Raw genomic sequence first — 21313 nt, 5'->3', positions numbered from 1 at the left:
CCAGCGCGATGCTCAGTCGAACATCGCAACTTCGACCCCCGCGTTTAGACGGCCACCGCAGTACGCTTGCTGTTTTTGAACACCAGGCCAATCAAGCACACCACTGCCACCGCGATACCGATCGGCTTGCTGTATTCCATCGGCAGGTTCAAACCGATACCCGCCGTTGCGATGTAGGCCACCGTGATGGCTGTACCGACCACTGCTGGAATGCTGGCGATCCAGTGGAAGGTGCCTCTGTCGAACAGGTACTTGGTCGCCAGCCACAGCACGCTGGTCGACAGCAACATGTTGGAAAATGCGAAGTAGCGCCAGATCAGCGAGAAGTCCAGGAAGGTCATCAGATAGGCCACACCCAGCAGCGGCGCGGCCAGCGCCAACCGGTTGAGGGTCGTTTGCGAGATCTTGAACGCATCCATGATGGTCAGGCGCAGTGAGCGGAAGGCCGTGTCGCCGGAAGTGATCGGGAATACCGCAACGGCAAGAATCGCCATCACACCGCCGAACACGCCCAGGTAGCTGGTGGCAACGTGATTGACCACCAGGCCGGGGCCGCCCTGATCCAGCATGCCTTTCAATTCGGCATAACCACCGGGGAACGCCGCGATGCCGGCCAGCGCCCAGACACAGGCCACGATGCCTTCGCAGGTCATGGCGCCATAGAACACCGGGCGGGCATATTTCTCGTTGGTCAGGCAACGGGCAATCATCGGTGACTGGGTGGAGTGGAAACCACTGATGGCGCCACAGGTGATCGTCACGAACAGCAAGGGCCATACAGGCAGGCCGTCAGGGTTCGGCGTGAGGAAATCATGCTCCTGATGGTTATGCACGAAGAAATCGAAAATACCCGATACCTGCGGCAGGTGAGGTGCATCGAGCAGCAAGGCCACGGCGACCAGGGTGGTCATCACGATCATCAGCAAGCCAAACGCCGGATACAGCTTGGTGATGATCTTGTCGATGGGCAACAAGGTGGCGAGGAAGTAATAGCCCAGGATCACCAGTACCCAGAAGGTGTTGCCACCCAGAATGGTGCCCTCGAAAAAGGACAGGTTACTCAGCAGCCCGGCCGGGCTCATGATGAACACCACGCCAACGAAGAACAGCAGCATGGCGGTGAATATCAGCATGCAGCCCTTGAACACCACGTTGTAATAGTGACCGGCGATTTCCGGCAGGCTCTTGCCATCCTCCTTCAGGCTCATGACACCGGAGAAGTAGTCATGCACCGCGCCGCCGATCACGTTGCCGAGCACGATCCAGACGAGCGCGATCGGCCCATACAGGGCACCCAGGATGGGGCCGAAGATGGGGCCGACACCCGCAACGTTCAGGAACTGGATCAGGAAGGCCTTGAAGGGGCTGACAGGAACATAGTCGACGCCGTCGCGCAGACGTTCCTGAGGGGTTACGGCAGTAGGGTCTATGCACGCCTGTTTTTCAACGAAGGGGCCATAGAACTTGTAGCCGAGAAAAAGTATCGCAAGGCTGATGAAGAAAAGAAGCATGGAGCAAGTTCCTCATTATTTTTTAAGTAGTTATGGGACTTATCCTAAAGCGTCAGCAGCCAACGGGGTCGAAACCGCAGAATACTTTAGGAGAAGCCCAGAGCCGTTCACGGCCAGCTTGCACATGCTCATCGTTCGATTTCTTGAGAACGCAGCGCGTCGGCGATGACACGCCGCGAGCCATCAGGCGCATCGAGAGTGTTCAGCCAGGCAAACTGCGCATGACGAAGAACGAAGACAGCCCGAGCAGGCAATCTAGACGGTGCAAGCCGACAGCAGGCAGCCGTAGGGTACCAGTTTCGGAACGGTCGTCGCGCACCGCTCGACCGCTCAGGCAGCGGACACGGCGCCCGCAGGAGAATCGTGCCAATCGGCGGGGCCAACGACTGTACCGCCCCGGTCGACAGGCGAGACATCGAGCAAACGCGCCCTTGCGGGCGCGCTGTGGGTTACGTTGAGCGTTAGCAGCCTGTCAGGCCTCAGCCAAGCAGTCCGCGCATGATGAAGAACAGCAGCGAGGGACCGAGCAGGCAACCCAGTGCGGTGTAGAACGCCGCGGTCAGGCAACCGTAGGGCACCAGTTTCGGATCGGTCGCCGCCAGCCCGCCGGCGACGCCGCTGGAGGTGCCGATCAGGCCGCCGAAGATCACCGCCGAGCGCGGGTTGTTCAGGCCGATCAGCGGCGCGACGAAGGGCGTAGCGACCATCACCAGAATCGCCTTGACCAGGCCCGCCGCGATGGACAGCGCCATCACCTCGGAGCTGGCACCGATCGCCGCGCCGGTCACCGGCCCGACGATGTAGGTCACCGCGCCGGTGCCGATGGTGGTCAGGCTCACCGCATCGGTGTAGCCGAAGGCCACCGCCACCCCCACGCCGGCCACGAAGGACGAGAGCACGCCGATGAACAGCGCCAGTACGCCGACGAAGCCGGCGCGCTTGAGCTCTTCCACGCTGACGCCGAAGCCGGTGGCGACGATGGCGAAATCGCGCAGCATGGCGCCGCCGAGCAGGCCGATGCCGGAGAACAGCGCGATGTCCACCAGGCCCTTCTGCCCGCCGGTGACCACGCCGCCGATATAGGACAGCAGCAGGCCGATCAGGATGGCTACCGCCGAGCCGTGTAGACGGCCCTTGGTCAGCTTGTCCGAGAGCCAGTAGGACAGCCACATGGTGGCGCCGATGATGGCGAAGCCACTGACCATGCCGTAGCCGGATACAACCTTGAGAAGCGATTCGTACACAGGATCAGCCCTCTGCAGTCAGCGGTGTGGCGGTGGCGGTGGCGGTGGCGGCATCGGCCTTTTTCTGGCCGATCCGGTCCAGCACCGGAACCAGTGCGAAGGCGATGACGACGGCGGCGACGCCGGCAAGGATCGCCATCGGGCCACCGCTCAGCGCGCCGTAGACGTTCTGCTGGGCAGCCATGGCGACGACGATGGGAATGTAGACGGCACTCCAGAACTTGACGCCCTGCTCCGACTCCATGCTGAACAGGCCGCGATTCTTCAGGTAGCTGCCTATGAGAATGAGCAGCACCATGGCGATGCCGACACCGCCGACGTTGGCCGGCACGCCAATGGCCTTGCCCAGCAGTTCGCCGATGAAAATGCCTGTCAGGGTGCACAAGGCCAGAAAGGCCACACCGAAGATAATCATTGTTATTGTCCTCTTGGGTTGCGCTCGTGCCTGCAAGCCGGCCGGGCGCGTATTACGAAGTGAGTTGTAGTTATTCATCGTTCAGGTGGATGGCGCCAACGGCCATCCCTTGCGGCTCTACTCGGCTCGACCTACCTCCCGACGCAGCAATGCATCCAGCGTATCGAGCCGGGCGCCATCGAAGGCGACCAGCGTACCTTGTTCGAAAACCCGTCGTGCCAGCCCGGTCAGCACCGAGCCCGGCGGCAGTTCGACGTGCAGGCGCACGCCGCGCTCGTAGGCGGTGCGCAGGGTGCCGTGCCAGTCGACGACGCGGCACATGTTGAAGGCCAGGTCGTCGCGCAGGCGCTCGGGATCGGCGATGGGCCGCGCCGTGGTGCCGCTCAGATAGCGCAGGCGCGGCGCGCGCAGGCTGACCGTCGCGAACGCCTCGGCCAGCTGCGCGGCGGGCGCGTCCAGCAGCGCACTGTGGGATGGCACACTGACCGCCAGGCGTCTTGCACAGGAGGCCCCCAGCGCCTTGGCCCGTTGCGCCACCGCCGCCATGGCGGCATCGCTGCCGGCCACGACGAGCTGGTTGTCGGCGTTGATATTGGCCAGATGAACCGGCGCCTGCGGGCCGCTGACCTGCGCCAGCAGCCCTTCCACCTGGCCGAGATCGAGGCCGAGGATGGCGGTCATGCCGAAGCCTTCAGGATAGGCGTTCTGCATCAGCTCGCCGCGCAGCGCCACCAGGCGCAGGGCATTGGCATAGTCCAGCGCCCCGGCGGTGACCGCGGCGGCATAGGCGCCGATGGACAGGCCGGCGACATAGTCGGGGCGCAGGCCGCCGCGCATCAGCAGCCGGGCGCCGGCCACGCCGGCGATCAGCAGGCAGAGCTGCACGGCACGGGTCGATTGCAACGCTTCAGCCGTATCCAGCGCCAGCGCATCCTCACCGAGCACCTCGCTGGCTTCGGCCAGGGCGGCGGCGATCTGTGGTTCGTCCGGCAGCCGATGCAGCATGCCGGGCTTCTGCGCACCCTGACCGGGGAAGGCGAACAGGCTGCTCATGCCGCCAGCTCCCTGGCCGCCCAGGGATCCTCGATCAGCCGCGCACCGGTGGCGCACTTGAGCAGGATACGCGCCGAGCCCCCGGCCCATTCGCGCAGGGCAATGCCACCTGACGGTGTCTCCAGCTGCATGTCGATACGGCAAGGTGCTTCATCCATCAACTGCTGCAGCTCACCTGCCAGTTGGCGGGACAGCGGTTGCGGGGTCCGCAGCAGCAGATCGAGATCACTCTCGACATGCGCCGCCTCGACGCCGCTGGCGAGCTGGTAGCCAACCGATCCGGTCACGCCCCAGGCAAGGCCCAGCTCGTCGAGAAACGGCTTGAGCAAGGCCAGCGCCTTGAAGGCAGGCAGCCCACCGCTCGGCAGCCGCTCGACCAGTTGCTCCGGGCTCACCCGACGCAGCACTCTGCTCAGCTCCAGCGTGGTCGCGAAGCGCTGATCACGGCTCGCACCGCGCACGCCGACCGCAACCTGGCCGTCCGCGACGAGCGCACGGCGCACCACGACCGGCTGGCCGGTGGCGAGCACCTGCCGCACCCAGGCCGGCGCGTCGGCTGGCAGCTGTGTCGGGGTCATGCCCCAGAGCAGGTCGTGGGGACGTGGTGTCTCGTGCATCTGCGGCCTCCTCGTATTGTGTATTGCAGGGCGGCAATCGGGTGTTGGTTGCGGGTGCGTTCGGCGGGTTGCAACCCGCCCTACGTCACCATTGCGCGCGCAATAGCTCCCGGACCCGTGAAGACGCTGCGCGATTCGCCGCTCCAAGGCGCCCGCGCAGGTCGGTGCTGGCGCCGATATCCGCGACGGCTTCCTGCAGGCAGCCATGTACGCACCGCAGGTCATCGCCGGTCGGCTGCTCGATATTGTCCACCGAGAGGGTTTTCCAGAGCAGACCGAGGGTCGCGTAGTTGTCGATGTCGTAGGCCATCGGCGGCACCGATTCGGCCAGCGCCTCCAGTTCCTCGACGCTGCGCAGGGTGATGCGCGCGGCGGCGGCCTTGCCCATGGCGTGCACCATCACTCCCGGATCGCGCAGGGCGATGATCCGCTGGGCCTGGTAGCCATGGGCGAGGAAGGCGCCGGACATGGCCTTGCCCACCAGCAACGCGACCACCGGATGCCCGGCCAGACGCGCGCGGGCATAGCCATCCACCGCGCCGGCCAGCGCCTGGTGGATACCCAGGGCCTCCTCGCGGCGGCCATAGGCCTGGCTCGGCACGTCGACCACAGCGACCAGCACGCGCTTCTCAAGCGTATCGCGGTCGGCCTCGATCACCTCGTCCACGGCCTGGCCCAGGGCCCAGCCTTCGAGCAGGCCGACTTCGCCGTTGCGGGCGCGCGGGAAAGGGCTCTCGGCATCGGGCACCACGGCGATATAGCGCGCAGCACGCTCGCCGAGGGTGCCGTCGACGACCTTGATCGAGGCCGGATACCCCACCAGTGCCTGGCCACCGGCCAAGGCTTGCAACCAGTTCAGTCCACGGCTCATTGGGCATCTCCTTGGTAGAGGGCGCGCACCGCTGCAGCGTCGAGCTGGGTGCGGGTGTCGGCGTCAGCCAGGCGTTGCAGGAACCAGGCATGGCGACTGCTACGCGGCTGCGCCGGCTTGCCCTGAGCGAACAGGCGCTGCAATTCGCTGCGGATGTCGTCGGTGTCGTCGGCGACGTAGCTGTCCGCCAGACCGCTGGCATGGCGCTGTTCGCCGCCGGTCAGGCTCCAGATGAACGGTCGGTTGCTGGCGTCGTATTCATCGATGCCGGCTTCCTGCTCGATCACCTGCGGGCCGTTCAGGCCAAGGCGTGCCTCGCGGGTGACCACGAGATAGCTGCACAGCCCGGCAGCGATGCCCATGCCGCCGAAGCAGCCGACCGAACCGGCGACCACGCCGATCACCGGCTGGTGTTCGCGCAGCTCGACGATGGCCGCCTGGATCTCGGCGATGGCGGCCAGACCCAGGTTGGCCTCCTGCAGGCGCACGCCGCCGGTTTCCAGCAACAGTACGGCACGGGTGGGAATGCCGTTGCGGTTGTCCTCCGCGGCCAGCTCCAGCGCGCCGGCGATCTTCGCGCCGCCGACCTCGCCCATGCTGCCGCCCTGGAAGGCGCCTTCGATGGCGGCGATCATCGCCGGCTGGCCGTCGATAGTGCCTTTCGCGACCACCACGCCGTCGTCGGCCTGGGTGACGATGCCCTGCTTGGGCAGCCAGGGCGAGGTGACGCGGTCGAACGGATCGAGCAGTTCGCGGAAGCTGCCTGCATCCAGCAGTGCGCGGGCACGCTCGCGGGCGCCGAGTTCGACGAAGCTGCGCGATTGCAGCAGACGGGTCACGTTGTTTGCAGAAGCATCAGTCATGGCCGACCTCCTCCAGTCCCTGTTCCAGGCGCAGGCGCACCACGCCGGGGGTCGCGCCGAAGTCGTGGATGTCGATGTTCAGCGCCGGTAGCGTCTGCTCGCGGAACATCCGCTCGAACAGCTGCTGCCAGCGTTGCTCGGCGCCGTTGACCGAGGTGACCACCTGGATCGCCAGCTTGCCGGCCTGGCCGGGTTCGAGCAGCACTTCCAGATCGCCCGAGCCGACCACGCCGACCAGGGCCTTGCCGCGAGCGGGTTGCCCGGCGGCGAATTCGAAAGACAGGGTTTCCATGATCAATTGCTCCCAATCGGCGCCGGCGCGGCAGGCGCCAGACGGTCGAGGAAAAGAGTGGCGGCCAGCAGATCGGCGGCGCCGCCCGGCGAGGCGTTGAGCGCCAGCATGGCGTGGTCCAGCGCGCGCAGCTGGCGACGCCCGGCGAGGCTGGCGGCGCCACCGGCGGCGAGCACGGCGCGGGCGCCCTGCTGCATGCGCTCCAGGCCTTCCAGCCCGGCGCGATGCAGCACGCAGGTGTCGGAAAGCGTGCTCATGATCGCCAGCAGCGCATCGAGCCGGGCGTTCTGCTCGCCAGCGCCGGCGCGACGGCTGGCCAGCAGTTGCGGCAGGCCGTGGTCGATGACGGCGGGGAAGCCATGCTGCGCCTGTTCGCGGGCGCCAAGCACACCGTAGCGGCGGCAGACCCGCGCGCCGTGGCTGTCCGGGTTGTGCGGTGCGGCAGGATCTTCCAGCCGAGCCAGGGCCGCTGCGGTATTGCTGATCCGCCTAGCGTCGGGCGCATCGGCATCGAGCGCCGCCGCCGCACTGAGCAGCCCCAGCGCCCAGATCGCGCCGCGATGGGTATTCACGCCCTTGGTCACGCGCAGCATTTCCGCTTCCCCGTCACGGCCCAGCCCGCCGAGGATTCCACGCAGCGGCTGGCTGACCTCACCGGCAATCAGCGCCGCATCGGCCATGGCCTTGAAGGTCGGCCACAAGGCAACCGCCGAGGCGTGCATCAGGCCCAGGTGCAGATCGTGGTGCGCACCGCTGCCGCGCCGGTCCACCAGCCCCGGCTTGGGCGACAGATCCGCCTCGTCGATCAACACCTGCACGGCCAGGTCCGCCAGCCGCTCGGCCAGCGATGGCTGCGCCTGTCTTGCTATGAGTGCGCTCATCACCAGCTCCTGAACTTGGCAGGCGGGTTGTAGAGGCCGCCGGACCATTCCACCAGCTCGGCGATGCTCTTGGCAGCGAGCAACTCGCGGCTGGCGTCGTTGCGGCGGATGCCGAGGTCTTCCGGCAGCGCGATCAGCCCTTCGCGGCGCATGCGCTCGGTGTCCTTGGGATCATGGCGCAGGCCGATGCTGGTGACGCCGGCCACCGCGGCGATCATCGCCTGGCGCTCTTCCAGCGAGCGCGCCTTGTACAGGTAGGCGATGCCTTCCTCGGTGAGCAGGTGGGTGACGTCGTCGCCGTAGATCATGATCGGCGCCAGCGGCATGCCGCTCTTCTTCGCCACCTGGACCGCATCGAGCTGCTCGACGAAGGTGGGTTTGCCGCCTTCCTGGAAGGTCTCGACCATCTGCACCACGAGCTTCTTGCCGCGTTCGAGCAGGGTCACCGGGCCTTCGCCGCCGGGGGTGGCCATGTCCAGCCAGGCCGGAGTCGGATGGCGGCGACCGCGCGGATCGTGGCCCATGTTCGGCGCGCCACCGAAGCCGGCCAGGCGGCCACGGGTGACGGTGGACGAATGCCCATCGCCATCCACTTGCAGGGTCGCGCCGATGAACAGGTCCACCGCGTACTGCCCGGCCAGCTGGCACATCATGCGGTTGGAACGCATCGAGCCGTCGCGCCCGGTGAAGAATACGTCCGGGCGCTGGGCGATGTAGTTCTCCATGCCCAGCTCGGTGCCGAAGCAGTGCACGCTCTCGACCCAGCCGGTCTCGATCGCCGGGATCAGCGTCGGGTGCGGGTTGAGCGTCCAGTTGCGGCAGATCTTGCCCTTCAGGCCCAGGGATTCGCCGTAGGTCGGCAGGATCAGCTCGATGGCTGCGGTGTTGAAGCCGATGCCATGGTTGAGCGACTGCACGTTGTGTTTTTCGTAGATGCCACGGATCGCCATCATCGCCATCAGCACGTGCACCGGCTTGATGTGGCGCGGGTCGCGGGTGAACAGCGGCTCGATGTAGAACGGTTTGTCGGCAAGCACGACGAAGTCGACCCAGCTGGCCGGGATGTCCACACGCGGCAGGTCGCGCGGGTCGTCGACGATCTGGTTGACCTGGACGATGACAATGCCATCGCTGAAGGCGGTGGGCTCGACCAGGGCCGGGGTGTCCTCGGTGCTCGGGCCGGTGTAGATGTTGCCCTCGCGGTCAGCGGTGAAGCCGGCCACCAGCGCGACGTTGGGGATCAGGTCCACCAGCAGGCGCGAATAGAGCTCGATGTAGGTGTGGATGGCGCCGACTTCCAGCAGGCCGTCTTCCAGCAGCTGGCTGATGCGCAGGCTCTGCGGGCCGGCGAAGGAGAAGTCGAGCTTGCGCGCGATCTGCCGTTCGAACAGGTCCAGATGCTCGGCGCGGCTGACGCTGGGCATGATCATGTGCAGGTCGTGCAGCTTGCCGGGATCGACCTGGGCCAGCGAGCGGGAGAGGAAATCCGCCTGCTTCTGGTTGTTGCCTTCGAGCACCACCCGATCGCCTGGGGCGATCAAGGCTTCGAGCGCCGCGACGATCTTGTCGCTGGGCAGGACCACCCCGTCAGCGAGGCTGCGCACCTGATCGAGACGGCGGGCTTTTTCGGCACGACGACGCGACCATTGCGGCGGTGGGGATATTGTTGTTGTCATGACGACTCCACAGGTTTCCGCGATGTGGAGCTCACAGTAGGGAGTGCCCCCAAGGCCATCAATCAAGCTGGAGGGTCAATCATTACGGCTGGAGTAACTATGGATTTCTGGTTTGGCCACCTCGCAACAGCTCCGGTTGTTCCGAGGTCCAACAGGCCAGACGACAGCGCGAGGCCTCCATGCTTACTCCAAACCACAGCGCTCGGTGCTGCATGCCGGTTATCGCCGCATTGCTGGTCCTTGCCGGCTGCGCCCGACACGCGCCGGCACCGCAGCCGCATCCGAGCGAGGTTCGTGCGAAAATCGTGCGGCTGATGCCTGCCGAAATTCCCAACCGCAGCGGCTGGGCCAGCGACATTCAGTCGGCCTTCAGCACGCTGGAGATTCCCCCGTCCGATGAAAATCTCTGCGCGGTCCTGGCCGTGACGGTTCAGGAATCGACCTTCCAGGCCGCGCCACCAGTGCCCGGCCTGGCGAAGATCGCTCGCGAGGAAATCCAGCGACGGGCGGATCGCCTGCATGTCCCGCGTTTTCTGGTTGATGCCGCGCTACGTCTGGAATCGTCCGATGGCCAGACCTACGAGCAACGGCTGGCCAGGGTCCGCACCGAGAAGGAGCTGAGTGAGATCTTCGACGACTTCCTCGGCCTGGTGCCCCTGGGCCGGCAGTTGTTCGGCATGCTCAACCCGGTGCGAACCGGCGGGCCGATGCAGGTCAGCATCGCCTTCGCCGAGGTGCGTGCGAGCGATTACCCCTATGCCTACGAAGGCAGCATTCGCGACGAGGTTTTCAGCCGCCGTGGCGGCATGTACTTCGGTATCGCCCATCTGCTGGACTATCCGGCGAACTACAGCCGCCCGCTGTATCGCTTCGCCGACTTCAACGCCGGCTGGTACGCCAGCCGCAACGCCGCCTTCCAGAGGGCGCTCAGCCTGGCCTCAGGCATCGACCTGGCGCTGGACGGCGATCTGATCATCCATGGCAGCCGCAAGGCGGGCGCCACGGAGCTGGCGGCCCGTTCGCTGGGCAAGCGTCTGCGCATGAGCGACGCTGCCATCCGCGAGGCACTGGAGCTGGGCGATCGCCTCGAATTCGAGGACACGCGGCTCTATGAACGGGTGTTAGATCTGGCGGAACGAGTCGAAGGCGGACCACTGCCACGGGAAGCCTTGCCGGGCATCAAACTGCAAAGCCCGAAGATCACCCGCAACCTCACCACCGCCTGGTTCGCCAAGCGCGTCGACGAGCGCCATCAACGCTGCATGCTGCGCGCCTCGCAGCCTTGAGCGAGCCCTGCCGCAGTACCTGGTGCTCGCTTTCCAGAGTCCGGCCTCGACAGCCACGGAAAACAAAAAAATGCCGTTGCGTCAGTGACTGACTCTCGTCAGGCTGCCGGGCGATTCATGAAAGGACTGCTAACAGGAGATCGGTAGCAAACCAGAAGGTTCTCCATCAATCTGAACGAGAAAGCCTTTACGTTTAACCTAACGCCCCGCTCGAAGGTCATCAGTTCATCTGCGCGAGCAAGGCCCGCTGCCGGCCCGCCTGGCGGCTGACTTCGTCCGCCACGCCATAGGTGTCGTGCTGCAGTTGCAGGCTGTGGCGAGCCAGCTCCTGCAGCGCGCAGAGCTTCTGGCCGATCTCTTCGGCCGCCTGCCCCTGTTGCGTACCGGCCTCGGCAATCTGGCCGCTGATGCGGGCGATTTCGCCGACATGGCCGGTGATGTCGGCCAGCGCCCGGGAAGTGGCCTCGACCTGTTCGACGCTGGCCCGCGACTGTTCCAGGCCTTGCTGCATGCGGCTGACCACCTCACCCGTGCCCTGGCGCAGGGCCTCGATCATCTGCTGGATCTCGTCGGTGGAGGCCTGGGTGCGCCGCGCCAGGGAACGCACCTCGTCGGCGACCACGGCGAAGCCGCGACCGTTGTCGCCGGCGCGGGCCGCTTCGATGGCGGCATTCAGCGCCAGCAGGTTGGTCTGTTCGGCGATGCCGCGAATCACCTCGAGAATGCCGCCGATGGCCTGGCTGTGCCGGCTCAATACGCCGATCGCCTCGGCGGACTGGTCCAGGGTGCCGGCCAGGGCACCGATACGGCGGTGCGCGGCCTCCACCCGGCGCTGCCCCTCGGCGCTGAGCGCCTGCGCCTGCTGGGTCAGCCCGGCGGCATTGCTGGTATTGCCGGCCACTTCATGGATGGTGGCGCTGAGTTGTTCCACCGCCGCGCTGATCGCATCGAGCGCCTGTTGCTGCCGTTCGGCCGCTCGGTTGCCGCTGCCGAGCAGCTCGCGGGTGCGCTCGGCCTGGCCGGCGACCCGCCCGCTGCTGTCGCCGATGCGCGCCACCATCGATGCCAGGCGCGCCTCCAGCAGGCGATTGCCCAGCTGCAACTGGCCGACCTCGTCGATCCGCCCGGTGTAGATCAGTTGCTTGATCGGATGTTCGACCAGGCGCCGGCTCTGCGCCACCAGCCGGGCGAAGGGGCGCGCATGCAGGCTCAACAGCAGCCAGCAGAACGCGCCACAGCCCGCCAGCAACGCCAGCGCGAAAGCCGGCGCGATGCTCGCGGCCAGCAGGCCGAGCGGGGCGAACGCCAGCGTGGCCAGCAGCGCCTGGACGCGGGTCCGGCCCAGCCAGCGCCAGCGCAGTGCCGCCGGCTGCCTGCCCTGGGCGCGGATGCGATAGATGGCCGTCGCCCGACGGATGGCCTCGGCATCCGGCAGATGGTAGATCGCCTGGTATTCGCTGACCACGCCGCCATCCAGCACCGGGCTGATGAAGGCGTCGACCCAGAGCGGCTGGCCGTCGGCACTGCGGTTCTTCATCATGCCCATCCAGGGCTGGCCGCGGGCGAGGGTGCTCCACAGGTCCTTGATCGGCCCGGCCGGCATGTCCGGATGGCGCAGCACCGAGGCCGGTTGCCCCTTCAAGGAAGACTCGGTCGCGCCGAGCTGCCGGCACAGCGCCGGGCTGGCGTAGAGAATGGTGGCCTTGCTGTCGGTCAGCAGCACCAGTTGTTCGTCGAGCGGGTTCGCCCCGCTTTGATTGTTCTGCATGGCGTCTCCGTGCGCGGCGGGAGCGGCACAAGGCGCACCGGCGAGCTGCTCGCCGGTGCGCCAGGCAGCGCGGCAGGTCAGTTACCGGTGGCGCGCATGTGCTGCACGCTGAACATCTCCGGCGGGCTGAGTTTGGCATCGACCACGCCCTTGAACTGGCCGGAGGTGCAGTGCATCGCCTGCACGTCGATCATGCTGAAGCTGTCGTCGATCGACACCCCGGAGCCCTTGTTCTGCGGCAGGTGATGGTCCGGGTGGGCCTGGCCGATGGTGAAGGTCTTCCACAGGCTGCCCTTGCGGTCGTAGGAAATGGTGCGCGGCACGGTGAAGGTCTGCGCATCCATGTAGTGCACGCGCTTGGCCAGCGGATGGCTGCCCTCCACCGGCGCGGCCTCCACCTCGTAGACCTTGCGCAGCTGCCAGGTGATGTTGGGGAAGCAGCCGCCCTGGCCGCCGAAGGCCACCACCTGGTAGCCCTCGCTGTCCTTGTGGGTCTCGCTGTCGAGGGTCAGCTCGTTGTGGTTGTAGAACGGCATCAGCATGAAACGGGTGCCCTTGTAGGTCCAGTTCATGTCCGAAATGCGCCCGTTGTAGCCCTCGAAGTCCTCGATCATCAGGTCGGAACCGAGGAAGGCGTCGGTCACCTGGCCGGTGGCCAGGCGCCGCACGCGGCGCTGGAAGCCCAGGTAGAGCCAGGAGTTGTCGCGCTTGAGGTCGTGCTGGGCGCGGTGGATCAGCAGCTGGGTGTTGCGCACGTCGTGCGGCTCGAGCACGTTGACGTAGATGCCGCGGTACAGCTCCGAGGGGTTGGGCGTGATCGCCGGGATCGGCTGCTGGTTGACTCGCCCGGTGAAGTTGAGGAAGTGGAAGTTGAACTTGATGGTGCGCTCGACCTTGCCCGAGTTCATGTCGCGGTACTTCCAGTAGAACGGGTAGATCGCCGCGCTATCGCCCCAGTTGTAGCCGTACTTGTAGTTCCAGGCGAGCTTTTCGCCGGCGCGCGGGTCGCTGGCGTCCGGCTCCTGGGGGAAAGGCCGACCGGCGACCCAGCCCTCGATCTCGCCCGGCTTGGCGCCGAGCGCGATCTTGTCCATGCCCTGGCGGGTGGCCTCGACGTAGTTGGGGTGCAGGTCGAAGGAGGTGGTTTCGCCGACCTTCAGCGCGACCCAACCCTTCTCGATGAAGCCGTAGAAGGCCGGGTCGAGGATGTCCTTGAACTGGGCCACGTTGCCCTGGTCGATGGTCATCCCGGCGCTCAGCCCGGCGAAGCTCGGCGTGTCCTTGGCATAGGGCCGGAACGACTGCTCGATCACGGTTTCGTCGGCGGCCTGGGTGCTGCCGGCGGCAAGCGCGAGCGCCAGCATGGCCAGGCGGAAGGTGTTCTTGTGGTTTTTCATGGGCTCGTTCCTTGCGATCAGAAGCTGTAGCGCAGCGTCAGTTGAAGTTCGTCTTCCTTCTGCGCCATGCCGATGGGGCCGGCGCGGAAGCGGCCGAGCGGCTCGTAGCCGGTCAGGCCCAGGCTGTAGCCCTCGGGATGACCGGCACCGCCGGCGGTGAAGGGGTCCCAGGGATTGCAGGTGCGGCAGTCGTCGTACTCGCGGGCGCCGCGGCCGACCTTGACGTTGGCGCCGGCGATGATCCGCAGGTTGTCGTTGAACAGGTACTCGACGCTCGGCGCGATGGCGGTGGCGCGGGCCTTGAAGTCGTGGGCGGCGAGCAGTTGCGGGCTGAGGCGGTCGTTCATCCACCAGCCCTTGATCAGCAGGGTGGCGATCCAGTTCTGTTCCCAGTCGGGCATGCCGACCTTGCCCAGCGCGCGCCGCTCCTCCTGGTGCTCGTGGATGTGCTGGCCGAACAGCTGGCCGGAGAACAGGAAGGCGCGGCCGGGGTTGAGGAAGGGAATGAAGATGTTCTTGTCCGCGCCGATCACGTAGCGGGTCACGTCGGATTCGGAGAACAGCCGCGACTGCAGGGTGTTGGCGAATTCCTCGCCCGAGGTGTGCGCCACTTCGAAGCGGAACACGGTATCGATGGCCTGCGAGTAGTAGTCCAGCGAGCCACCGATCAGGTTGACCCGCGGGAAGTGGATGTCGAAGGCGATCAGGCTCGGCCACACCGCGGTCTCGCCGGTGAAGCCATTCTGCGCCGGGATGCCGCCGCGCAGCGACGGCAGCTGCGAGCGGTAGGTCAGCGCGTTGAGGCTGAAGCCGAAGTCGCCGTAGACGCCTTCCAGCTTCACCCCGAACTGGGTGTTGGACAGGCTCCACGACGGCATGTGCGCCTTGCGGATGCCGATCTGGCCGGGGCCGAAATCGGTGGCGAGGGCGCCGCCGGCGAAGTTGGCCACGGTACCGCCGTTCTCCCAGAGGTTGTTCATGCCGCGGAAGAAGCAGGCCGCGTCGAGGATCGAGTTGGGCGTGCCGCACTGGCCGAGGTTGTGCGGGCGGAACTTGTCGAAATTCCACACGAACGACAGGTTGAGGTCGTCGAACAGCTCGCCCGCGCCCATGCGCCAGTCGGCCTTGGCGATCCACATCGGAATGCGGATATCCTCCAGCTCGTCGTAGATGTTGTTGCGCGAGAAGTCCACCGGGTTGATCACGTCGAGCACGCGGAACAGGTCGGTGCGGCCCCAGATCACCTGCTGCTTGCCGACCCGCCAGCTGACCATGTCGCCGTTGGCCAGGCCGTGGTCGAAGTCCAGGTACAGCTCGCGAACGAAGTCCAGGCGCTCGTTGAACTCGGGAAAGCGCAGGTCGTTGCTGTCGTAGTCTAGGTAGTCGTCGATGCAGCCGCGGCTGTCCTTGTCGCAGGGCCGTACCGGTACGCCGAAGGCAACGCCGCCACGGGTCTTGTGCAGCCGGTCGCCGAGCACCCGCATGCCTTCGTTGGGATTGCTGGCCGGATCGAAGGTATACGGCAGCTTCAGCCCGCCGCCGTGGGGCACGCTGTTGCCCGCCGCGCTGTTCTCCAGGGAAATGGCGCCGCCCGCGCCGCTGCCGTACTCGCTGGAGTTGAGGTCGTAGACGCCGTCGTAGCTGCCGCGGAAGGTGCCGTGGAACTTGATGTTGCGAAACCCGCCGCGATCCTCCAGGGCGCGGTCGGCGTTGAGTTGCAGCGTATTGCGGAATTTCGACAGGCCGGCCGAGTCGCGCACGTGGGTGGCGTTCTCGTAGAAGCCGGTGTAGCGGGTTTGCTCCTCGGCCAGCGCGCTGGCCAGCGGTATCAGGGCCACGCCGGTGCCGCCGAGCATGGCGAGCCCCAGGTTGCGCAGGTTCGTTCTTGTTGTTTTCTGCATGGCAGTTCCTCTTGCGATCATGGTCGGGATGGTGCGTGCGGGCCTCAGGCCGGGCGCACCGCCCCGTGCGGCAGCCCACCGTCGGCCCGCTGCGGAGCCTCCGGCAGGGATTCATCGGACAGGTCGTGGTCGGCGTGGATGATGCCGTCCGCGTCCACGTAGGCATCGGTGATGAAGCGCGGCTTGAACACCAGCACCCAGGCGGGCACCAGCAGCATGGAGGCGAAGCCGTTGAGGACGATCATCACGCACAGCAGCAGCGCGGCATCGGCCTGGAAGCGCAGGTCGGAGAGCAGCACCCACATGACGATGCCGGCCATCAGGGTGATCGCGGTGAAGCTCACCGCCATGCCCGTGGTGGTGATGGCGCGCTGCACCGCCGCGGCCAGGTTGCCGGCCTTGACGATCTCCTCGCGGATGCGATCCATCATGTAGATCGAATAATCGATGCCGACCCCGATGCCCACGGCGATCACCGGCACCGTGTTGATGTCGATGCTCATCCCCGCCAGGCCCATGTAGGCGTAGGTCAGCACGGTGGCGAAAAGCATCGCCATGAGGATCATCAGGCCGGCGTGCCAGCTGGTGTAGAAGAGCATGACGAAGGCGAAGATCAGCAGGAACACCAGCGGCAGGACCAGCAGGTTGGTCTCGAAGGCCGACTCGTTCATCGCCGCGGCGACGCCCAGGGTGCCGCCGGCCAGGCGGATGCTCAGGCCGGGGACCTCCTCGCCATGCTCGGCGATCCACTGCTTGGCCATGTGGATGGCGCGGCGGATGGTCTCGCCCTGGCGGTCCTTGTAGTAGAACACCAGGTTGGCGACGCGGTCGTCGGTGTCGTTGAACTCGTTGAGCGCGCCGGGAATCGGGCTGGACGCCATGTAGGTGAACATCAGGCCGCCCACGTAGTCGGCGTCGTGGGGGATCTGGAACCAGCGCGGATCGTCGTTGTGCATCAGCCGGTTGACCTGTTTGATCAGGTCCGGCAGGCCCTTGCTGCCGCCGACCGAGGGGTCGGCGAGCATGTGCGCCTGCAGCGACTGCAGCGCCTTGAGCACCTCGGGACGCTTGATCCCGCCTTTCTCCTCGTGCTCGGCGATCAGGTACAGCTCCTCGGAGCCGGGGAAGCGCCGGTTGATCTCCTTCGACGAGACGTTGTAGTCGTGCTCCGGGTAGAGGATCGGCGAGCCGGGTTCGGCGTCGCCGATGGTCACCTTTGCCGCCGCCCAGCCGCCGGCGAGTATCGCCAGCGCGGCCAGGACCAGCAGCTTGCCGGCCGCGCCGGGGCGGGCCATGGTCACCGCGCAGGTGGCGCCGATATGACGCAGCAGGGTTTCCTTGATCTCGGCGTTTTTCGGAGTCGGCAGGATCGACAGCAGCAGCGGTACGCCGATCAGCACCGAGAAGATCACCGTGGTCGCCCACAGCGAGGCGTAGATGCCCAGCTTGGTATTCAGCGCGATGGAGCCGATGGCGATCAGCGCCAGGCCGATGGCATCGGTGACGATGCCCAGGGTGCCGGGGCGGAACAGGCTGTCGAAGGTGGCGCGCGCGGCCAGCTGGCCGTCGCCGAGCTGCCTGACCTCGGCGTAGTAGCGCTCCACCAGTTGCACGCCGTGGCTCATGGCGCGGGCGGCGACCAGGAAGGGAATCACCAGCCCCAGCGGATCGAGGTTGTAGCCCAGCAGGCTGATGATGCCCAGGCCCCAGATGGTCGAGATCATCACTCCGCCCAGCGGGATCAGCACGCCGTAGGCCTTGCGGAAGTGGAACAGCAGCAGCGCCAGCATCGCCAGCACGGTGAACAGGAATATCTGCAGGATCTGGTCCATGTAGGTGTAGGCCCAGCCCACCAGCACCGGCTGGCCGGTGGCATAGAGGGTCACGCCGGCGCGCGTCTCGGTCTCGCGCAGCGCCTGCAGCTGGGCGAAAGTCTGCTCGTAGTCGAGCTGGCCCTCGATCAGTTGCGCCTTGACCAGCGCCAGCTTGAGGTCGGTCGAGACCAGCGGGCCGTAGACCCGCGGGTTGGCCACCACATCGGCCTTCATCGCGGCCAGCTGCTCGTCGCTCAGCGGGCCGAATTCGGCCTGGTAGTAGGGCTCGGAGTTGATGCTGCCGACCTCGGTCAGCCAGATCTTGCGCGAGTTGCGGTGGGTCAGGCTGCTGACCAGGTTGTGGTTGACCCCCGGCAGGCTGTCCACCGCCTGGGTGACGCGGTCGATGGTCGCCAGGTTCTCGTTGCTGAACAGGTCGCCCTCGGCGAACTCGACGCCGATCACCAGCACGTTGGCGCCGCCGAAGGTGTCCTTGATGCCGTTGTGCAGCTGGATGTAGGGATGCTCCTGCGGCAGCAGGTCGGCGAAGTCGGTATAGATCTTCAGCAGCGGGATGCGCAGGGCGAAGAACAGCGTCAGCGCGGCGATGATCGCCAGGACCGTGCGCGGATGGCGGAACAGCCAGACCTTCGCCAGGTAGAACACGTGGGTGAAGTGGTGCAGGGACATGATCTATGACCTCACTGGACTTGGGCGGCGGTCAGGGACGGACGGATATCCAGCGACAGCAGCAGGCCCTTGCCGCCGGCCACGGTCAGCTGGCCGCGGGCGATTCCGGCGGCGCGCAGGTAGACCGGCTCGTTCGGGGTGGGCAGGGCCTGCCAACGGTTGCCGGCCAGGCGCAGCACGCTGCTGTGGTCGCCGATGGCGAACAGGCCGTCCTGGCTGGCGCTGAAGTTGAAGATCGGCGCGCTGGTCGACGTCCGCTGGCGCTGCCAGTTCTCGCCGCCGTCGGCGGTGTGGTAGATGAAGCCGTTGAGGCCGCCGACCCAGCCTTCGTCCAGGCTGCGGAAATACGCCGCGTGCGGGTAGAACTCGTCGGGCAGGGCGCCGGCGGGGCTCCAGCTCGCGCCGCCATCCTCGCTGGTGAACACCAGGCCGAACTCGCCGGTGGCCACGGCCCGCTCGGCATCGAGGAACTGCAGCGTGGTCAGCATGGCATCCTCGTCCAGGCTGTTGCTGTCCCAGCTTTGGCCCTGGTCGGAGCTGCTGAGCAGCGTGCTGTAGCTGCCGGCCACCCACCAGCCGCCATCCGGCGCGCAGCTGGCGGTCATCATCTGTTCTTCGCTGGGCAGCTCGACGGCCGTCCAGCGCTGGCCGTCGTCGGCGCTGTGCCAGAGGCTGCCGGCGAAATCGAGGGCGATGAAGCTGCCGTCGGCGCAGGCATCCAGGTCGATGATGTTGGCGTCGCGGGCAATCTGCCGGCGTTGCCAGCTGGCGCCTTGGTCGGCGCTGGCGAGCAGCACGCCGTCGTTGCCGGCCACCAGGGTCACCCGCGGGTTGCTGGCCATGGCCTGGTAGAAGTCGATGCGCTGGCTGGCCTGCTGCAGTTGCGACTGAACCTCGCCCATCTCCAGGGCGGCTTCGCAGCCGGTCAGCAGGACAGGCAGGCCCAGCAGCAGGGGAAATTTGCGCAAGGCGTTGGGGCATAGACCGGCGGCACTGCGCACGGATGCAGGTAAATGCGGCATTACAGGTCACCACTACTGGTTGTTTTTGTTGAACAGCGGTGTCCTGGCCATAGCAACCGCTGTGCCATGGCGCAGCAGTTGCCTTGCGCTTTATTCAAAGCATTGATTTATAAAGACTTTATTAAGATTCGCGGAAAGCGCGGGATAACCCTTCCACAAGCAGGGGCATAAGCCGGTTTGAGCAAATCATCACATTTGCCCACCGGCTTATCGATTTGATCAATTCGTGGCGTGCCGGGCAGCAGTTCTTCCCTGCCCGGATGGAAGGCGGCTATTCGCTCGGATCGGCGGTCTCGATCTTCTTCAAGCGGTAGGCGAGCGCCGGGCGGCTCAGCCCCAGCAGCCGGGCGGCACGGGAAATATTCTGACCGCTGCGGTTCATCGCCTCGCGCATCAAGGTAGCTTCGACGTCTTCCAGACGAACGCCTGCCGCGAAGATCTGTTCGAGCCAGCCATCGGCGACGGTCGGCTTCTGCTGGATCAGTTCGCCAGCGCTGGACAGGCTGTCGCCATTGCCGCCGGCCATGCTCAGCCCAGGGAACATTGCCTCGACGCTGATGCTTTCATTGTTGTCGGTGAGGATCACGCCGCGCTCGATGACGTTCTCAAGCTCGCGGATATTGCCCGGCCACTGGTAGTGCATGCAGGCTTCCAGCGCCCGATCGGAAAGGCCGAGGGTCTTCTTGCCGTATTCCTCGTGCAGCTTGTTGAGGAAATGTTCGGCCAATAGCGGGATGTCCTCGCTGCGATCGCGCAGCGGCGGGATCTGCACCGGAAAGACGTTCAGCCGGTAGAACAGGTCGGCACGGAAACGCCCGGCCTGCACCGCCTTGCCCAGGTCCTCGTTGGTCGCCGCGATGACCCGCACGTCGATCTTGCGCGTGCGATCGCCCCCGACCCGCTCCAGCTCGCCTTCCTGCAATACGCGCAAGAGGGTGGCCTGAGCCCGTGGCGTGAGTTCGATCACCTCGTCGAGGAAGATGGTGCCGCCATTGGCCCGCTCGAAGCGGCCGGCGCGTGCGTGCGCGGCGCCAGTGTAGGCGCCCTTGTCGACGCCGAACAGTTCCGCCTCGATCAGGTCTGGCGGAATCGCCGCACAGTTCACTGCGACGAAGGGCTGGTCGGCACGCTCACTGCGCAGGTGCACGCTGCGTGCGATCACCTCCTTGCCGACCCCGGTCTCCCCCAGCAGCAGCACCGAGACCTTGCCGCGCGCCGCCTTGTCGATGGTCTGGCAGATGCGCTGATAGGCCGACGACTGACCGATCCCGTAGTACTGGCCGTTGTGCTTCTGCAGCCGGTGACGCAGGTGCGCGACCTGGGTCTGCAGCTCGTAGAGCTCCTCGATGATCGGGTCGCTCTTGAAATAGGCCTTGAACTCGGCGGTGTTGTCCCATTCCTCGGCGGGCTTGCCGATGATCCGGCACTTGTCGTCGCCGCAACCGCGGCAGCTGATTTCCTGGAAGATGATCTCGCGCCCCATGAACGACGAGCTGTAGCTGCAGGCGTAGCCGAGCAGCGTCCAGCAGGCGGGCTCTTCCATCAATCCCAGCTCGGTCTGGCAGATCTCCACCTCGAAGGAATCGATCCACTCGATTTCGACATAGAAGCGCCCGCTCTGGACGTCGATGTCCACCTCCAGCGGGCGCACCTTCACCAGGCCCTTGAGCGAATGCAGCTGAGGGCCGGCGAGAAAGATATCCAGGTCGCTGGCGTTGGGCCGCAGCTTGCGCGCCAGCTCGGCGTCCTTGAGCCCGGACTGGTAGCCCAGGCGCAGGAAGAACCCCTTGGCGCGCTCGACGCCGAGCAGGCTGACCATTTCCCGGCGAAAGTTGGCCAGCGACGACAGCTGCATCAGCAGCATGCGCTGTTCGCCAAGCCAGACCTTGCCTTCGGTGCTGACGAAACGGATCTGGTTGCTGAGGTCCTGGAAATCTGAATATTTCAGCTCGGGCTTGTATTTGATGGCCATTCAGGCTGTTCCCCTTAATTGTTGTTCTGGGGTTTATCCG

General features: G+C 66.0%; 17 protein-coding genes. 1 reads left to right on the top strand and 16 read right to left on the bottom strand.

From position 1 onward, the window contains the following. Positions 1 to 44: 44 nt before the first annotated feature. From ACYCFC_RS18235 to mdcA, 10 genes are all read right to left on the bottom strand, one after another. A complete protein-coding gene (locus ACYCFC_RS18235) occupies positions 45 to 1511 on the bottom strand; it encodes a carbon starvation CstA family protein (RefSeq protein ID WP_181083314.1) in 1467 nt (488 codons plus the stop codon). 479 nt (positions 1512 to 1990) lie between these two features. Next, positions 1991 to 2755, bottom strand: coding sequence for a malonate transporter subunit MadM (gene madM / locus ACYCFC_RS18230; protein ID WP_459652489.1), 765 nt, complete (start codon positions 2753 to 2755; stop codon positions 1991 to 1993). Between the two features lie 4 nt (positions 2756 to 2759). Continuing rightward, the gene (gene madL / locus ACYCFC_RS18225; RefSeq protein WP_459652488.1) at positions 2760 to 3170 is read right to left on the bottom strand and encodes a malonate transporter subunit MadL; all 411 of its coding nucleotides are present in this window, start codon (positions 3168 to 3170) and stop codon (positions 2760 to 2762) included. 117 nt (positions 3171 to 3287) lie between these two features. Further along, the gene (gene mdcH / locus ACYCFC_RS18220) at positions 3288 to 4223 is read right to left on the bottom strand and encodes a malonate decarboxylase subunit epsilon (RefSeq protein WP_459652487.1); all 936 of its coding nucleotides are present in this window, start codon (positions 4221 to 4223) and stop codon (positions 3288 to 3290) included. Further along, the gene (locus tag ACYCFC_RS18215; protein ID WP_459652486.1) at positions 4220 to 4840 is read right to left on the bottom strand and encodes a malonate decarboxylase holo-ACP synthase; all 621 of its coding nucleotides are present in this window, start codon (positions 4838 to 4840) and stop codon (positions 4220 to 4222) included. Before ACYCFC_RS18215 ends, mdcH begins: the two co-directional genes overlap by 4 nt. A gap of 85 nt (positions 4841 to 4925) precedes the next feature. Continuing rightward, complete coding sequence (gene mdcE, locus ACYCFC_RS18210) at positions 4926 to 5711, bottom strand: biotin-independent malonate decarboxylase subunit gamma (RefSeq protein ID WP_459652485.1); 786 nt, start codon at positions 5709 to 5711, stop codon at positions 4926 to 4928. Then, positions 5708 to 6574, bottom strand: a complete 867-nt coding sequence (locus tag ACYCFC_RS18205; RefSeq protein ID WP_459652484.1) for a biotin-independent malonate decarboxylase subunit beta — start codon at positions 6572 to 6574, stop codon at positions 5708 to 5710. The genes mdcE and ACYCFC_RS18205 overlap by 4 nt, the downstream gene beginning before the upstream one ends. Continuing rightward, positions 6567 to 6866 carry a malonate decarboxylase subunit delta gene (locus tag ACYCFC_RS18200; RefSeq protein ID WP_058077775.1) on the bottom strand — a complete coding sequence of 100 codons (300 nt, stop codon included), beginning with the start codon at positions 6864 to 6866 and terminating at the stop codon, positions 6567 to 6569. The genes ACYCFC_RS18205 and ACYCFC_RS18200 overlap by 8 nt, the downstream gene beginning before the upstream one ends. Positions 6867 to 6868: 2 nt before the next feature. Beyond that, the gene (locus ACYCFC_RS18195) at positions 6869 to 7747 is read right to left on the bottom strand and encodes a triphosphoribosyl-dephospho-CoA synthase (RefSeq protein ID WP_459652483.1); all 879 of its coding nucleotides are present in this window, start codon (positions 7745 to 7747) and stop codon (positions 6869 to 6871) included. Further along, positions 7747 to 9423 (bottom strand): malonate decarboxylase subunit alpha, encoded by a 1677-nt coding sequence (gene mdcA, locus ACYCFC_RS18190; RefSeq protein WP_312247132.1) that lies wholly within the window; start codon positions 9421 to 9423, stop codon positions 7747 to 7749. The genes ACYCFC_RS18195 and mdcA overlap by 1 nt, the downstream gene beginning before the upstream one ends. A 179-nt stretch (positions 9424 to 9602) precedes the next feature. On the opposite strand from mdcA, the gene ACYCFC_RS18185 reads away from it, so the two are divergent. Then, complete coding sequence (locus ACYCFC_RS18185; protein ID WP_459652482.1) at positions 9603 to 10709, top strand: DUF1615 domain-containing protein; 1107 nt, start codon at positions 9603 to 9605, stop codon at positions 10707 to 10709. A gap of 220 nt (positions 10710 to 10929) precedes the next feature. Here the strand turns inward: ACYCFC_RS18185 and ACYCFC_RS18180 are convergent, their stop codons facing one another. The 6 genes from ACYCFC_RS18180 to ACYCFC_RS18155 form a co-directional block, all read right to left on the bottom strand. Continuing rightward, complete coding sequence (locus tag ACYCFC_RS18180; protein WP_459652481.1) at positions 10930 to 12477, bottom strand: methyl-accepting chemotaxis protein; 1548 nt, start codon at positions 12475 to 12477, stop codon at positions 10930 to 10932. 77 nt (positions 12478 to 12554) lie between these two features. Next, on the bottom strand, positions 12555 to 13874 hold the full coding sequence (locus tag ACYCFC_RS18175; RefSeq protein ID WP_459652480.1) for a DUF1329 domain-containing protein: 1320 nt from the start codon (positions 13872 to 13874) through the stop codon (positions 12555 to 12557). Between the two features lie 17 nt (positions 13875 to 13891). Next, positions 13892 to 15775 (bottom strand): DUF1302 family protein, encoded by a 1884-nt coding sequence (locus ACYCFC_RS18170; protein WP_312957423.1) that lies wholly within the window; start codon positions 15773 to 15775, stop codon positions 13892 to 13894. A 44-nt stretch (positions 15776 to 15819) separates the two neighbouring features. Then, positions 15820 to 18279: an efflux RND transporter permease subunit gene (locus tag ACYCFC_RS18165; protein ID WP_459652479.1), complete on the bottom strand. Its 2460-nt coding sequence runs from the start codon at positions 18277 to 18279 to the stop codon at positions 15820 to 15822. Between the two features lie 11 nt (positions 18280 to 18290). After that, entirely contained in the window at positions 18291 to 19301 is a 1011-nt protein-coding gene (locus ACYCFC_RS18160) for a WD40/YVTN/BNR-like repeat-containing protein (RefSeq protein ID WP_459652478.1), read from the bottom strand. A 271-nt stretch (positions 19302 to 19572) separates the two neighbouring features. Next, complete coding sequence (locus ACYCFC_RS18155; protein ID WP_312957429.1) at positions 19573 to 21273, bottom strand: sigma-54-dependent Fis family transcriptional regulator; 1701 nt, start codon at positions 21271 to 21273, stop codon at positions 19573 to 19575. Positions 21274 to 21313: the final 40 nt, after the last annotated feature.

This window comes from Stutzerimonas sp. NM35 (assembly GCF_054604355.1).
This window is presented reverse-complemented; position numbering and strand designations above follow the sequence as displayed.

Bases quoted from the DNA above. Each gene is read 5' to 3' on its own strand.
- ACYCFC_RS18180 (WP_459652481.1), bottom strand. From the start codon at position 12,477: ATGCAGAACAATCAAAGCGGGGCGAACCCGCTCGACGAACAACTGGTG.
- ACYCFC_RS18170 (WP_312957423.1), bottom strand. From the start codon at position 15,775: ATGCAGAAAACAACAAGAACGAACCTGCGCAACCTGGGGCTCGCCATG.
- mdcA (WP_312247132.1), bottom strand. From the start codon at position 9,423: ATGACAACAACAATATCCCCACCGCCGCAATGGTCGCGTCGTCGTGCC.
- ACYCFC_RS18195 (WP_459652483.1), bottom strand. From the start codon at position 7,747: ATGAGCGCACTCATAGCAAGACAGGCGCAGCCATCGCTGGCCGAGCGG.
- ACYCFC_RS18160 (WP_459652478.1), bottom strand. From the start codon at position 19,301: ATGCCGCATTTACCTGCATCCGTGCGCAGTGCCGCCGGTCTATGCCCC.
- mdcH (WP_459652487.1), bottom strand. From the start codon at position 4,223: ATGAGCAGCCTGTTCGCCTTCCCCGGTCAGGGTGCGCAGAAGCCCGGC.
- ACYCFC_RS18155 (WP_312957429.1), bottom strand. From the start codon at position 21,273: ATGGCCATCAAATACAAGCCCGAGCTGAAATATTCAGATTTCCAGGAC.
- ACYCFC_RS18200 (WP_058077775.1), bottom strand. From the start codon at position 6,866: ATGGAAACCCTGTCTTTCGAATTCGCCGCCGGGCAACCCGCTCGCGGC.
- ACYCFC_RS18175 (WP_459652480.1), bottom strand. From the start codon at position 13,874: ATGAAAAACCACAAGAACACCTTCCGCCTGGCCATGCTGGCGCTCGCG.
- ACYCFC_RS18165 (WP_459652479.1), bottom strand. From the start codon at position 18,279: ATGTCCCTGCACCACTTCACCCACGTGTTCTACCTGGCGAAGGTCTGG.
- madL (WP_459652488.1), bottom strand. From the start codon at position 3,170: ATGATTATCTTCGGTGTGGCCTTTCTGGCCTTGTGCACCCTGACAGGC.
- ACYCFC_RS18215 (WP_459652486.1), bottom strand. From the start codon at position 4,840: ATGCACGAGACACCACGTCCCCACGACCTGCTCTGGGGCATGACCCCG.
- ACYCFC_RS18205 (WP_459652484.1), bottom strand. From the start codon at position 6,574: ATGACTGATGCTTCTGCAAACAACGTGACCCGTCTGCTGCAATCGCGC.
- ACYCFC_RS18185 (WP_459652482.1), top strand. From the start codon at position 9,603: ATGCTTACTCCAAACCACAGCGCTCGGTGCTGCATGCCGGTTATCGCC.
- mdcE (WP_459652485.1), bottom strand. From the start codon at position 5,711: ATGAGCCGTGGACTGAACTGGTTGCAAGCCTTGGCCGGTGGCCAGGCA.
- ACYCFC_RS18235 (WP_181083314.1), bottom strand. From the start codon at position 1,511: ATGCTTCTTTTCTTCATCAGCCTTGCGATACTTTTTCTCGGCTACAAG.